This is a genomic window from Agrobacterium sp. H141 (assembly GCF_057158725.1).
The window spans coordinates 2099908-2113086 of the sequence record NZ_CM169893.1 but is presented as its reverse complement, the minus strand read 5'-3'; the positions used below and the strand labels follow the sequence as shown (position 1 = coordinate 2113086).

The window sequence follows — 13179 nt, the reverse complement described above, 5'->3', positions numbered from 1 at the left end:
AAAGTTGAGGATATGAGCGGTCTCAAGCCCTTTATCGCCAAGCTCGCCGGCGGCGAAGCATTGACCCGCAGCGAGGCAAGCGACGCCTTTGAACTGATCATGTCTGGCGACGCCACCCCGGCCCAGATCGGCGGCATCCTGATGGCCATGCGCGTGCGCGGCGAAACCGTCAACGAGATTGCCGGTGCGGTATCGGTGATGCGCGCAAAGATGCTCCCGGTCAAAGCGCCTGAAGGCGCCATTGATATCGTTGGAACCGGCGGCGATGGAACCGGGACCTACAATATCTCGACACTGGCCTCGCTGATTGTCGCAGGTGCGGGTGTGCCTGTCGCCAAACACGGAAACCGCGCCCTGTCGTCCAAATCAGGTGCCTCCGACAGCCTGTCGGCACTTGGGGTCAAACTTGACCTCGATCCCGCCGGAATTTCCCGATGCGTCGCAGAGGCCGGCATCGGCTTCATGTTCGCGCCCCAGCATCACCCTGCAATGCGCTATGTCGGTCCGGCCCGGGTCGAGCTTGGAACGCGCACGATTTTCAACGTGCTTGGCCCGCTCACCAATCCGGCGAGCGTCAAGCACCAGCTTCTCGGCGTCTTTTCTCCCGACCTCGTGAGGCCTCTTGCCGAAGCACTTCTGGACCTCGGCCTGACTGCCGCATGGGTCGTCCATGGAAGCGGGCTGGATGAAATCACCACCACTGGCACGACGCAGGTTGCAGCCCTCCAGGATGGTCAGATACGCGAGTTCGAGCTGACGCCTGCTGATTTTGGTGTGCCGCAAGTCACGCTCGATCAATTGAAGGGTGGCGATGGCGTTGCCAATGCAGCCGCGCTGAAAGACGTATTGGGCGGAGCGAAAAACGCATACCGCGATATTTCCCTTTGCAATGCAGCGGCAGCCCTTGTCATAGCCGGCAAGGCGTCTTCCGTGACCGAAGGCATGGACATCGCCTCCAGGTCGCTTGACGAAGGCAAGGCGACGCAGGCGCTCGAGCGTCTGATTGCCGTTTCCAACCAGAGCAATTGAGTTTAGGCTGGCACCATGACCGACATCTTGAAGCGTATCGAGGCTTACAAGCGCGAGGAAATCGCAGCGGCGAAAACCGCCGTTCCAGCCGCCGAACTGAAGGCGCGTATTGCCGACCAAGACCCGGTTCGTGGCTTTTATAGCGCGTTGAAGACGAAAGCGGATACCGGCACATTTGGACTGATCGCTGAAATCAAGAAGGCCAGCCCCTCCAAGGGTCTCATTCGCCCGGATTTCGATCCACCTGAACTGGCAAAGGCCTATGAGGCTGGCGGCGCGACATGTCTGTCCATCCTGACAGACGGGCCGAGTTTTCAAGGTGCGCCCGAATACCTGACGCAATCCCGTGCCGCCTGCACGCTCCCTGCCCTGCGCAAGGATTTCATGTTCGACGCCTACCAGATGCTGGAAGCGCGCGCCTGGGGTGCTGACTGTATTCTGCTGATCATGGCGTCGTTGTCTGACGCAGAAGCGACAGACCTTGAAGGCGCTGCCTTCGATCTGGGCATGGATGTTCTGGTGGAAGTCCACGACGAAGACGAAATGGAGCGGGCGCTCAAGCTCACCTCTCCGATGATCGGCGTCAACAATCGCAATCTGCGCACCTTCGAGGTCGATCTTGCCGTGAGTGAGAGACTTGCTGCCATGGTGCCGCCAGGTCGTCTGCTGGTGGGCGAAAGCGGCGTCTTCACCCATGCGGATTGCCAGCGCCTTAAAAATTGCGGCATTTCCACATTCCTGGTGGGAGAAAGCCTTATGCGCAAGGCTGATGTTGCAGCGGCCACGCGCATGCTCCTCACGGGCGTAGAGGGCGCCATGGCTGCCGAATGACAGCGCCCGGCGAGCTCACGCATATCGGCGCTTCCGGCGAAGCCAATATGGTCGATGTTGGCGACAAGGCCGAAACGGTTCGCATCGCCGTCGCTGAAGGTCGGGTAAAAATGGCTGAGGCCACGCTGGCCCTTATCCGCCAGGGAAATGCCAAAAAGGGTGACGTCATCGCAACTGCCCGCATTGCCGGCATTATGGCCGCCAAGCAGACATCGTCGCTCATCCCGTTGTGCCATCCGCTGATGCTGACCAAAGTGTCGGTCGACATTGTCGAGGATATCGCCCTGCCGGGCCTGAAAGTGACGGCTACGGCCAAACTGACCGGTCAGACGGGTGTCGAGATGGAAGCCTTGACGGCCGTGTCAGTCGCCTGCCTCACCATTTATGACATGGCCAAGGCCGCAGACAAGGCGATGGAAATCGGCGGCATTCGGCTGCTGCAGAAATCTGGCGGAAAGTCAGGCGATTTCCGCCATCCGGAGGCGGACTGATCATGTCCCTCCTCTCTGTTGGCGATGCACAAAAGCGCGTCCTGGACCGCGGCAATGCGATCACTGCGACGGAAAGCGTACACCTGGATCGGGCACAAGGCCGGATCCTGGCGCAAGACATTGTCTCCAGGCTGACCCAACCACCCTTCGATGCGTCCGCCATGGATGGCTATGCGCTGCGCGCTGATGATGCAGTCGACATTGGATCGGAACTGACGGTCATTGGCGCGGCAGCTGCCGGCCATGCATTCGACGGCAAGGTGGGACAGGGCGAAACCGTTCGGATCTTCACCGGCGCACCGGTGCCCGAGGGCGCCGATACCATCCTGATCCAGGAGGACGCCGAGAAGCTCGACGGCAACCGGATAAGAACGACATTCGCGGTCACCAGAGGTCGCCATATCCGGCCCCGAGGACAGGACTTCGCCGAAGGTGAAACTGTGCTGAAATCCGGAATTTTTATGGATTACACGCATGTGACGCTGGCTGCGGCAACCAATCACGACGTCATAGATGTCTACAAGAAGCCGCTTGTGGCAATCCTTGCGACCGGTGATGAACTTGTTGCTCCCGGAGGGACACCCGGCCCGTCGCAGATCGTTGCCTCGAATACCCATGGCATCGCAGCCCTTGCCCGTGAATGTGGGGCCGATATTCTGGATCTGGGCATTGCCCGCGATAATCGTGTGGCGATCGCCACCTGCATAGACCGCGCGCGAAAGGCTGGTGCCGATATTCTGGTGACCGTCGGTGGCGCCTCGGTCGGCGATCACGACCTGGTGCAATCTGCGCTGCTGGGAAGCGGCATGACGCTTGATTTCTGGCGCATCGCCATGCGGCCTGGCAAGCCGCTGATGGTCGGCAGTCTCGGAGACATTCAGGTGCTTGGCCTGCCGGGCAATCCGGTCTCCAGCATGGTGTGTGCATTGCTCTTTCTGGAACCGCTGATTCTCAAGATGGCCCGAAAGGCTGAAAAAAGAAGAGAAGCAGTCGCCGTGACGACGAGTGACATCGCTTCGAACGACAAGCGCCAGGATTATATGCGCGCGAGCCTGAAGCGTACGGAGGATGGAAAGCTTTATGCAACCGCCTTCGACAAACAGGATTCATCCATGATGAAGATCTTTGCCCGTTCGGATTGCCTTATCATTCGCGCACCTCACGCTCCTGCGCTTTCGGCAGGTGAAGAGACAGCCATATTGCTGCTGAGACCCTTTGCCGGGGCGTAGGTGGAAACGCTTACAGAATTGCCGCCCTAGTCGTCATTCTCGATTTCATCGCCCAGTTCTTGAGAGAGAAATCGGCTCATATGGGAAAGAACCCTCCTGGCCGTTTCCATGTCATGCTGGTCAATACCGCTGGAAGCCTCGCTCGCCAGAAGAAACGCAATATCGGTTACCTTTGTAACCACCACGAGACCTTCCTCCGTCAAGACCACCTCTTTTGACCGCCGATCTCCCGGATTACCCACCCGTGAGACCAGACCCGCTTTTTCGAGATTGTCGACCACCCGAACGACGGACGAACCATCCAGCATCAATTTATTGGCCAAGTCCTTTTGCCGCATGGCATTCTGGGACGAAAAAATATGCAACAGCGGCAACCAGGTAGCCTCGGTGAGACCGTAGGGTTGAAGTCGACGATTCGCCGCACGCCGCCACAACCGGGCAGTGTTCGCAATCAGTCGTGTGATGCGGGCGGGCGGCAGATCTAACAATTCACTCATGAAATTATCTTTAAGCGCATAATGTCTCTAATGAAATAAAGGAGTTATGTCCTGCAGTGCAAATTATTGTCCAATGTACGAGGCACGGCGACACCACTCTCCTGAAACGCGTATGCCCGACGCGGAGGTCGGGCATACGATGGTTCGTCGGCGAGTACTAAGCCTTGCTTGGGATCAAGGTCGTCCAGCGAGTACGATCCCGCATTTGCGGTCGCACCCAACTGAAATTTCTTTTCTTAGCTCTGCGGCGTCAAGGTCACAGACGTGCCTGTTGCAGCAAGGTTCAGACCAAGCTGACCCGTTACGCTGACAGGCTGCAACTGGATAGAGCCGGCCGTGCCGCCAACCAGAACGTTTGCGCCAATACCGGCACCCACGGTCGCCTCGACTGTGGCACCCTGATAAAGACCGCCCAGCGAGCCCTGGTGATAGCCGGCTGTGGGAGCGAATACGGCCCAGACAAGCTTGCCCTTGGTCGTGAAGCCTAAGTCAACGCCGACCTTGCGAATAGTCGCGCCGTAGGTATCGACAGGCTCGCTGCCAACAGTGGACGAAAACGAGCATTCGGCCGCCTTCGCGGAACCAACCACATAACCAACGCCACCATCGACGTCGCAGGTCAGGTAGCCAATTTTAACGCCACCGTACTTGTCGGCCTCATGATACGCAGGTGCAGGTGCGGCAACGAGTGCATCGGCGGCCATAGCAGCGCCAGCGCTGGCGACGAGCGGCAGAGCGGCGAGCATAGTGACAATCTTCTTATTCATCCCTGTATTCCTTTCGGAAGCATGTGAGTTCGTTCATTTTCCGGTTTTGATCCGGATACGGTTGAGAAACGCATGTGCCGCCATATTGATCCGAAAAAACTTGGGCACGAAATGTCACACCCGGAAACATTCAGTTCAACGCTTCGACGATTGCGCAGCAGAGCCCCTATTGTCATTTGACATAGTGAGGTGCTGACAATCGCTATGGTCGCAGAAAGTGACTTAAGTGCGGAGCGGATATGGCCGAACAGTGGACGCAGAAAGGCACCCAAAGGATCCTGATTGGCGCCAGTGACAACAAAAAACCCGGCCTGAAAGCCGGGTTTCGAAATTGCTGACGAAGGTCACCTGCTGTCAGACAAGCCGGCTCTGCTCGACAGCAGCCTCAATGAAGCTTGCAAAGAGTGGATGCGGATCAAGCGGGCGTGACTTCAGTTCCGGGTGATACTGCACCCCGATGAACCACGGATGATCGGCGTATTCGACCGTCTCAGGCAATACGCCATCCGGTGACATACCGGAGAAGATCAGGCCGCAGGATTCCAGACGATCCTTGTAATCGACATTCACCTCGTAACGGTGACGATGACGTTCGGCAATATCGGTCGATCCGTAGATCTCGGCGATCCTGGTGCCTTTCTTCAGAGCGGCGTTGTAAGCCCCAAGACGCATGGTACCGCCGAGATCGCCGGAGGCCGCACGCTTTTCGAGCTGGTTGCCCTTGATCCATTCGGTCATAAGACCAACCACCGGTTCCTCCGCCTTGCCGAATTCCGTGGAGGAGGCATTTTCGATACCCGCCAGATGACGGGCAGCTTCCACCACAGCCATCTGCATGCCAAAGCAGATGCCAAAATAAGGCACCTTGCGTTCGCGCGCGAAGCGGGCTGCATTAATCTTGCCTTCCGAGCCGCGCTCGCCAAAGCCGCCCGGCACCAGAATGCCATGCACCTTCTCAAGCCAGGGAGCCGGATCTTCCTTTTCGAAGACCTCAGACTCGATCCATTCAAGGTTGACCTTGACGCGGTTGGCAATGCCGCCGTGATAGAGCGCCTCGATCAGCGACTTATAGGCATCCTTGAGACCGGTATATTTGCCGACGATGGCAATGGTAACCTCGCCTTCGGGCGTGCGGATACGGTCGCTGACCTCTTCCCAGGCACCCAGACGTGGCTTGGGCGCCGGCTCGATGCCGAAAGCGGCCAGAACCTCGTTGTCCAGGCCTTCCTTGTGATAGGCCATGGGCACGTCATAGATGTTTGCCACATCCAGCGCCTGAATGACGGCCGTCTCGCGCACGTTGCAAAACAGCGACAACTTGCGGCGTTCGGGCTCAGGGATCTCGCGATCCGCGCGCACCAGAAGGATATCGGGGTGAATGCCGAGTGCCTGCAGTTCCTTGACGGAATGTTGGGTCGGCTTGGTCTTCAATTCACCGGCTGCCGGAATATAGGGCATCAGGGTCAGATGCACATAGACCGCAGTGCCACGCGGCAGATCGTTGCCGAGCTGGCGGATCGCCTCCATGAACGGCATCGCTTCAATGTCACCCACCGTGCCACCGATCTCGCAGATGACGAAGTCGTAATCGTCATTGCCCTCGATCACGAAATCCTTGATCTCGTTGGTGACATGCGGGATCACCTGAACGGTGGCGCCGAGATAATCGCCGCGCCGTTCCTTGTCGATGATGTTCTTGTAGATACGACCCGTGGTGATGTTGTCGGTTTTGGTTGCCGAGCGCCCGGTAAAGCGTTCGTAATGACCAAGATCGAGATCGGTCTCCGCGCCGTCGTCAGTGACGAACACCTCGCCATGCTGGGTCGGGCTCATGGTACCGGGATCGACGTTGAGATAGGGGTCCAGTTTGCGCAGGCGCACACGGTATCCCCGCGCCTGCAACAATGCTCCGAGTGCCGCGGCTGCGATGCCCTTACCAAGTGAGGAGACCACGCCGCCAGTGATGAATACATATCGCGCCATGGGATTCACCGGTTACCTTGTAGAAACTGATTCCGCCAGCCCTAAAAAAGTTGTCCCAACTTTTTTCAAGCGATCCGGAATATGGACAAAAGAAAACCGGCGGACTTTTGAGGTCCGCCGGAGCGTTTATTTTAAAGACCGATCAGTTGCCGGTTGGAACAGCGTTCGGATCGGCTGCAGGAGCTTCTGCGGGCGGCGTGGCTGCGTCACCCGTCGAAGGCGCGGCTGTACCGTCTGTTGATGGCGCGCCGCCAAGCTGGTCCAGAACGCTCGAGCCGGACTGGCTGGCTGGAATGCGGTCGAGAATATCGGTTGGCTTCGATTCGTAGCGTGCGAGAATACCAAGCCCCATCGAGGTGATGAAGAACAAGGTCGCCAGAATGGCCGTGGTACGCGTCAGCGCATTGGCGGCGCCGCGTGCCGACATGAAGCCGGAGCCACCGCCAATACCAAGGCCACCGCCCTCGGAGCGCTGTACAAGTACGACGCCGACAAGCGCCAGCACGATCATGAGATGAATGACGATCAATACGGTCTGCATGGATTATTCCTGCCTGCCCCGATGGGCAAAGTCTTCATGCCCCGAGGGACAAGGTCTAAATCTGTTGGCGGCTCTTTACATGAGGCTTGACGGCTTTGAAAGCCCCTTTCGCCTGAATTTGGGCGTTCAAATCAGTCAAGCAGCGTCTTGTAAGCGCCGAATATGGAGAGGAAGTCCTCAGCCTTCAAGCTTGCACCACCGATCAACGCACCATCAACATTGGTAATCGCCATCAGTTCTGCCGCATTGGAAGGCTTGACCGAACCGCCATAGAGAAGTCGCATTGCGTGACAGGCAGGCCCGAAGCGCTTGGTGATGTCGTCACGCATGAAGGCATGGGCTTCGGCAATATCGGCGACCGTTGGCGTCAGCCCCGTGCCGATCGCCCAGACCGGCTCATAGGCAATGACGGTATTCTGGGAATTTGCACTGTCGGGCACGGAGCCGGCAATCTGCCGCTTGAGGATATCAAGCGTCTGGCCACCCTTGCGCTCGTCAGCGGTCTCGCCAATGCAGATGATCGCGGTCAGACCCGCTTCATAGGCAGCCTCGGCCTTCGCGCGAACCAGATGGTCGGTCTCGGCATTGTCCGTGCGACGCTCCGAATGACCAACAATCACATAGGTACCGAAGCAATCGGCAATCATGTCGGCCGAAATCTCGCCGGTATGCGCGCCAGACTGTGCCTGATGGCAATCTTGCGCACCGATCGCGAGCGGACTGTCATCGCACAGTGCCGTTGCCACATAGAGCAGCGTGGCGGGTGGGCAAATCAGGGTTTCAACCTTTTCCGACAGGTCAGTCTTTACGCCCTCTGCCATCGCCTTGATCTGGTCGAGCGAAGCGCGGGTGCCGTTCATCTTCCAATTTCCCGCAACAAGCGGGCGAATATCCGGCGTCATATAAAATCCATCCCTAAAATCCTCGAGGTGTTGGACTAGCAAAACCCGAGCATAAAGTGAAGCTTACCACCCCGGTCCCTGCCCCATTTCGCCACATATTATGAAGAAGCGGTTCAAATCGAGCTATTCAACCTATGGTCAATAACCAATTGAGCACCTTGCGCCAGTCAGTCATCCGGACCGGCGTCCCGTGGCTTCCGGTGCTAAACAAGGTGAAACGCGTGGGATAGCCGGACTTATGAAGTTGGCTGTAAAGTGCAATCTGGTCGGTGGCGGCATAAACGCTGTCATTGGACCCTTGGGTAAACCAGATCGGCAATTTGGCGGCATAGGCAGCGCTTTTGCTGAACGCCGGATCAGTCGCTCCACCGAGGATCGCCATCCCCGACAGCTGCGAAACAGCTGCGACATCGCGGGTAATTCCCCAACACAGGAAACTGCCCATCGAGGCACAGGACAGAATGATCGGTTTGCCGGGAGAACGAGAAGCGGCATAGCCAATCAGACCGGCAACCGCATCGACACCCGCCTGATCGAATGACGGCACCGACGGTGCATAATAGGTCCCACCGTTTTCGACGGCGAGATTTTTCAGGCGGTTAAAATTGCCGCCGAAGGAATAATCGTTCATGCCAAGCCGGCGATCCCCGCCCCGCCCGTGTATGAAGATCACCGTAAACGCCTGCCCGCCGTCAGCGCCCACGCGAGCAATGGGAAGCGGTCCCGATGGAAGGTCAAGCATCTCGTTTTGCTGCTGTCGACGCACACCAAGCGAAACATAGGCGCGTTTCACCCGACGTTCCGGGATCTGATCGCGACCGTTGATATCCCGCGATTCCTGATAGTCGATGATTTGGAAGTCGCCACCGTCTCGGCTTTCCAGTTGTGTCTGATCGGAAAACAGATTGTCCTTGAACGGTTTTAACGGTTCACCGGCCATGGCTGGCGCGATCACAGCGGCGAAAATAGCTGCAGCGAGCATGGTCCCTCGGTAAAAGGCACCGTTGGGCCATTGTTTTGTGGACATCTGCATGCGTTTTTCAACTCCGGCACTCAAGGGGTCTTGCACTTCTTGTGCCAGATGCGCAAAGCTCGCCCGGAACATTTCATGGACGAAGCGGACCCGGTGCGGCGGCCCGAGGTCGCACATCTGCAGCCTTTCTGGCAATATCGAACCGATTCGCAAAGTCCCGTGACAGAAATGCGGCGACGCCCTTGTGTGCCGGCCCTCCCTTTTGGCCGGGAACAACGTCGCCCAGGAACCAATGACGCCTATGGACGATAGTAACGATCTCTTCTCAGATGCCCCGCTGACGCAAAAGCCGGCAACAGCAAGCGAGCCGAAGGCGGAAACGCCAAGTCCCGTGGCAACACCTGCCCCTGCATCGGCGGCCTCCGTGCCCTTTTCGGCGGCAGCGACGCCCGGTGAAGATTATGGCGCATCCTCCATCCGGGTCCTCGAAGGCCTGGAACCCGTGCGCATGCGTCCCGGTATGTATATCGGCGGCACCGACGAAAAGGCGATGCATCACCTTTTTGCCGAAGTGATCGACAACTCCATGGACGAGGCCGTCGCCGGCCATGCCAACTTTATCGACGTGCACCTCGGCGCCGATGGATTTCTCACCGTCACCGACAATGGCCGTGGTATCCCGGTGGAAAACCATCCGCAAATGCCCGGCAAATCGACGCTCGAAGTGATCCTGACCAAGCTTCATGCCGGCGGCAAGTTCGACGGCAAGGCCTATGAGACTTCCGGTGGTCTGCACGGTGTGGGTGTGTCGGTGGTGAATGCCCTGTCAGACCTCATGGAAGTGGAAGTGGCACGCAACCGTCACCTTTATCGTCAGCGGTTCTCGCGCGGCCTTCCATTGGCAGGGCTCGAAGATCTCGGCGAAGTGCACAACCGTCGAGGCACCCGTGTGCGCTTCCATCCAGACCCCCAGATTTTTGGGGCTAACGCCAAATTCGATGCTGGCCGTATTTTCCGCATGGCGCGCTCCAAAGCCTATCTCTTCGGCGGTGTGGAAATTCGCTGGTCCTGCGATCCCGGCATGGTCGCCGAAGGTGGCGAGATCCCCGAAAAAGCGGTGTTCCACTTCCCGGGCGGTCTCAAGGACTATCTGGCAGCAACGCTCGGCAAGGACTTTACTGTCACCCGCGAAATCTTTGCCGGCAAGACGGAGAAGACCGGCGGCCATGGCGCCATGGAATGGGCCGTCACCTGGTATGGTGGCGATCCGCAGCTGCATTCCTATTGCAACACCATTCCGACCCCCGAAGGCGGCACCCACGAGGCGGGTCTGCGCATTGCACTCACCAAGGGCCTGAAGAACTACGCCGAACTGACGCAGAACAAACGTGCCCAGCAGATTTCAACCGACGACGTAATGATCTCTGCCGTTGGCATGCTGTCGGTCTTCATCCGCGAGCCGGAATTTGTGGGCCAGACGAAGGACAAGCTGGCAACCGGCGAGGCCCAACGCATCGTCGAAAACGCGCTGCGCGATCCGTTCGACCATTATCTGGCCGGCAACCCCAACGAGGCGGCCAAGCTTTTGGACTGGGTGATCGAGCGCGCCGAGGAACGTCTTCGCCGACGCAAGGAAAAGGAAGTCAATCGCAAGAGCGCAGTGCGTAAACTGCGCCTGCCCGGCAAACTGGCCGACTGCTCCCAGAACACGGCCGCAGGCGCCGAACTCTTCATCGTCGAGGGCGATTCGGCTGGTGGTTCCGCCAAGCAGGCACGCAATCGTTCCAATCAGGCGATCCTGCCGCTGCGCGGAAAGATCCTCAATGTGGGCTCTGCCAGCCGCGACAAGTTGATGGCCAACCAGCAGATTGCCGATCTGATCCAGGCGCTCGGCTGCGGCACACGGGCAAAATACCGCGAAGAGGACCTGCGCTATGAACGCGTCATCGTCATGACCGATGCCGACGTCGACGGTGCCCATATCGCGTCCCTGCTGATTACGTTTTTCTATCAGGAAATGCCGGAACTGATCCGTGGCGGTCATCTCTATCTCGCAGTCCCGCCGCTCTATGTTCTGCGTCAGGGCGGCAAAAGCGTTTACGCCCGCGACGACATCCACCGCGCGGAACTGATGGAGACGGTGTTCAAGAACAAGAAGGTCGAAGTTGGACGCTTCAAGGGGCTTGGCGAAATGATGCCGGCGCAGCTCAAGGAAACGACAATGGATCCGGCCAAACGGACACTTTTGAAAGTCGCCATCGACGATATCGACTTCGAAGGTACCCGCGACGCCGTCGACGCACTGATGGGCACCAAGCCGGAAGCCCGTTTCCGTTTCATCACCGACCGTGCGGCCTTTGCCGACAATCTGGATATATGACGGTCATCGTTTGGTGAACGTAGAAGGAATGACACGAGCATTGATAATGTTGATCTAATCGGAGCAATTGGTCCAACCGCACGGACCTGAGGGGGCGTGAGCGGCCTATCGCGCCGTTTATTCCCGCTGCGCTCTTGTAATTTTCTAAAAAAATGAATATGTTGCTCAAATCGCACCTTGTTAGCGACTTTTGCACGAAGCCTAGGCTCTTTCAGATTTCCCTTCAACGTCGATTTATCAGATCGGTCATTTTGACCGGGCACACCAGCGATTGAAAGGAAATCGTTATGAACACCGGCACAGTAAAGTGGTTCAACAGCACCAAGGGCTTCGGCTTCATTCAGCCTGACAACGGCAGCCAGGACGTTTTCGTCCACGTGTCTGCAGTTGAACGCGCTGGCATGAACGGCCTCACAGAAGGCCAGAAGATCAGCTACGACATCGTTCAGGACAAGCGTTCTGGCAAGAGCTCTGCTGACAACCTGCAGGCCGCTTAAAGATTTTTCATTGTCGCGCGTGACCACGGATGTACTGGCACGCTTGAGACAATGATGTGGAAGGTCGGGAGAAGTCCCGGCCTTTTGTTTTTGTCCTCTACGAGGAGAGCTTCGATGGGTGCGCCTGTCTACGCCGCCGGCGACATTGTCGTCTTGAAGCGCGGTATCTTCAACAAGGCAGATGACGACCGGAGCTGCAAAATCAGCGCGGTCATGCCTGTCGTAAACCGTCGCGCCCAGTATCGGGTGCAGTTCGACGACGAACGTTTCGTCCGGCACGTCACTGAAGACGAAGTCGACGCGAGCGAAACACAGCCGACCCTCCAGGAGCGGTCACCAGAGCCGGAACCTGTCAAGGCGGGTTCGAGCTGGGTCAATTCGACCGCGATAAAGATCAGGAAGTAACAGCAGTTTTGCTGAGCAAGGAGAAATTTTGCAGGTACTCGTAAGGGACAACAATGTTGATCAGGCGCTGCGCGTTCTGAAGAAGAAGATGCAGCGCGAAGGTGTATTTCGCGAAATGCGCGCCCGCCGCGCCTATGAGAAGCCTTCGGAGAAACGCGCCCGCGAAAAAGCCGATGCTATCCGCCGCCTGCGAAAACTTGCCCGCAAACAGTTGCAGCGCGAAGGCCTGTTGCCTGCGCCGAAGAAAAAGGTCATGCGCGCCCGCTAGGGCCCGCATGGGATATGGGCGGCCCTGTTTGGGTCGCGTTCTCTCCCTCCTGCTGAAAAGGAGTAAGGCATGACCGACACGACCGATACCAAGGAAACCTTCTTCAAACCGACGAAGATGTCAGCGCAGGCGAAAGCCCAGCAGACCGATACAACCGCACGCGAAATTATGGCTGCGGAAGTCAATGCTCGGGAAAAGAAGACCGAAAAGCTCAGAGCCATGCGCATGGCGCAGCCGGAGCCCGTTGAAGAAGCGCCAAAGCCGAAAGCCAAGGCCAAGGCGAAGAAGGCGGCTCCCAAGCGTGCGAGCGCCAAGGCGCCCGACAGCACAAGCTGATTGCAGGCACAAGCTGCCGCCATATCGAATATCACATCACAGCATTGACG

Annotated in this window: 15 protein-coding genes; 9 read left to right on the top strand and 6 right to left on the bottom strand. The window is 57.9% G+C overall.

The genetic code is table 11. The features are described 5' to 3' along the window. The first annotated feature begins 12 nt into the window (after nt 1-12). From trpD to ACWPM9_RS09715, 4 genes are read left to right on the top strand one after another with little or no spacing between them, the layout of a single operon-like run. The gene (gene trpD, locus ACWPM9_RS09730) at nt 13-1029 is read left to right on the top strand and encodes an anthranilate phosphoribosyltransferase (RefSeq protein WP_484757544.1); all 1017 of its coding nucleotides are present in this window, start codon (nt 13-15) and stop codon (nt 1027-1029) included. 15 nt (nt 1030-1044) lie between these two features. Then, nucleotides 1045-1860 (top strand): indole-3-glycerol phosphate synthase TrpC, encoded by an 816-nt coding sequence (trpC, locus tag ACWPM9_RS09725; protein WP_484757543.1) that lies wholly within the window; start codon nt 1045-1047, stop codon nt 1858-1860. Continuing rightward, nucleotides 1857-2351 carry a cyclic pyranopterin monophosphate synthase MoaC gene (gene moaC, locus ACWPM9_RS09720; protein WP_428186845.1) on the top strand — a complete coding sequence of 165 codons (495 nt, stop codon included), beginning with the start codon at nt 1857-1859 and terminating at the stop codon, nt 2349-2351. Before trpC ends, moaC begins: the two co-directional genes overlap by 4 nt. Nucleotides 2352-2353: 2 nt before the next feature. Further along, a complete protein-coding gene (locus ACWPM9_RS09715) occupies nt 2354-3580 on the top strand; it encodes a molybdopterin molybdotransferase MoeA (protein WP_484757542.1) in 1227 nt (408 codons plus the stop codon). Between the two features lie 26 nt (nt 3581-3606). Here ACWPM9_RS09715 and ACWPM9_RS09710 read toward each other — a convergent pair whose 3' ends face one another. From ACWPM9_RS09710 to ACWPM9_RS09685, 6 genes are all read right to left on the bottom strand, one after another. Continuing rightward, complete coding sequence (locus tag ACWPM9_RS09710) at nt 3607-4077, bottom strand: MarR family winged helix-turn-helix transcriptional regulator (protein ID WP_484757541.1); 471 nt, start codon at nt 4075-4077, stop codon at nt 3607-3609. 236 nt (nt 4078-4313) lie between these two features. Further along, a complete protein-coding gene (locus tag ACWPM9_RS09705; protein ID WP_428186848.1) occupies nt 4314-4844 on the bottom strand; it encodes a DUF992 domain-containing protein in 531 nt (176 codons plus the stop codon). Nucleotides 4845-5198: 354 nt separating this feature from the next. Further along, complete coding sequence (gene pyrG / locus ACWPM9_RS09700; protein ID WP_484757540.1) at nt 5199-6836, bottom strand: CTP synthase; 1638 nt, start codon at nt 6834-6836, stop codon at nt 5199-5201. A gap of 133 nt (nt 6837-6969) precedes the next feature. Continuing rightward, nucleotides 6970-7368 carry a preprotein translocase subunit SecG gene (gene secG, locus ACWPM9_RS09695; protein WP_428186850.1) on the bottom strand — a complete coding sequence of 133 codons (399 nt, stop codon included), beginning with the start codon at nt 7366-7368 and terminating at the stop codon, nt 6970-6972. 131 nt (nt 7369-7499) lie between these two features. Beyond that, complete coding sequence (gene tpiA, locus ACWPM9_RS09690) at nt 7500-8270, bottom strand: triose-phosphate isomerase (RefSeq protein WP_484757539.1); 771 nt, start codon at nt 8268-8270, stop codon at nt 7500-7502. 127 nt (nt 8271-8397) lie between these two features. Beyond that, nucleotides 8398-9303: an alpha/beta hydrolase gene (locus tag ACWPM9_RS09685; protein ID WP_484757538.1), complete on the bottom strand. Its 906-nt coding sequence runs from the start codon at nt 9301-9303 to the stop codon at nt 8398-8400. 241 nt (nt 9304-9544) lie between these two features. On the opposite strand from ACWPM9_RS09685, the gene parE reads away from it, so the two are divergent. From parE to ACWPM9_RS09660, 5 genes are all read left to right on the top strand, one after another. Then, nucleotides 9545-11623 (top strand): DNA topoisomerase IV subunit B, encoded by a 2079-nt coding sequence (parE, locus tag ACWPM9_RS09680; RefSeq protein ID WP_428186853.1) that lies wholly within the window; start codon nt 9545-9547, stop codon nt 11621-11623. 287 nt (nt 11624-11910) lie between these two features. Next, on the top strand, nt 11911-12120 hold the full coding sequence (locus ACWPM9_RS09675) for a cold-shock protein (RefSeq protein WP_428186854.1): 210 nt from the start codon (nt 11911-11913) through the stop codon (nt 12118-12120). A 114-nt stretch (nt 12121-12234) separates the two neighbouring features. Further along, nucleotides 12235-12525, top strand: a complete 291-nt coding sequence (locus tag ACWPM9_RS09670; RefSeq protein WP_484757537.1) for a hypothetical protein — start codon at nt 12235-12237, stop codon at nt 12523-12525. Between the two features lie 28 nt (nt 12526-12553). After that, on the top strand, nt 12554-12793 hold the full coding sequence (gene rpsU / locus ACWPM9_RS09665; protein ID WP_428186856.1) for a 30S ribosomal protein S21: 240 nt from the start codon (nt 12554-12556) through the stop codon (nt 12791-12793). Between the two features lie 69 nt (nt 12794-12862). Then, entirely contained in the window at nt 12863-13129 is a 267-nt protein-coding gene (locus ACWPM9_RS09660; RefSeq protein ID WP_484757536.1) for a hypothetical protein, read from the top strand. Nucleotides 13130-13179: the final 50 nt, after the last annotated feature.

Coding starts and splice junctions, on each gene's coding strand:
- trpD (WP_484757544.1), top strand. CDS start 13: ATGAGCGGTCTCAAGCCCTTTATCGCCAAGCTCGCCGGCGGCGAAGCA.
- trpC (WP_484757543.1), top strand. CDS start 1,045: ATGACCGACATCTTGAAGCGTATCGAGGCTTACAAGCGCGAGGAAATC.
- moaC (WP_428186845.1), top strand. CDS start 1,857: ATGACAGCGCCCGGCGAGCTCACGCATATCGGCGCTTCCGGCGAAGCC.
- ACWPM9_RS09715 (WP_484757542.1), top strand. CDS start 2,354: ATGTCCCTCCTCTCTGTTGGCGATGCACAAAAGCGCGTCCTGGACCGC.
- ACWPM9_RS09710 (WP_484757541.1), bottom strand. CDS start 4,077: ATGAGTGAATTGTTAGATCTGCCGCCCGCCCGCATCACACGACTGATT.
- ACWPM9_RS09705 (WP_428186848.1), bottom strand. CDS start 4,844: ATGAATAAGAAGATTGTCACTATGCTCGCCGCTCTGCCGCTCGTCGCC.
- secG (WP_428186850.1), bottom strand. CDS start 7,368: ATGCAGACCGTATTGATCGTCATTCATCTCATGATCGTGCTGGCGCTT.
- tpiA (WP_484757539.1), bottom strand. CDS start 8,270: ATGACGCCGGATATTCGCCCGCTTGTTGCGGGAAATTGGAAGATGAAC.
- ACWPM9_RS09685 (WP_484757538.1), bottom strand. CDS start 9,303: ATGCAGATGTCCACAAAACAATGGCCCAACGGTGCCTTTTACCGAGGG.
- parE (WP_428186853.1), top strand. CDS start 9,545: ATGGACGATAGTAACGATCTCTTCTCAGATGCCCCGCTGACGCAAAAG.
- ACWPM9_RS09675 (WP_428186854.1), top strand. CDS start 11,911: ATGAACACCGGCACAGTAAAGTGGTTCAACAGCACCAAGGGCTTCGGC.
- ACWPM9_RS09670 (WP_484757537.1), top strand. CDS start 12,235: ATGGGTGCGCCTGTCTACGCCGCCGGCGACATTGTCGTCTTGAAGCGC.
- ACWPM9_RS09660 (WP_484757536.1), top strand. CDS start 12,863: ATGACCGACACGACCGATACCAAGGAAACCTTCTTCAAACCGACGAAG.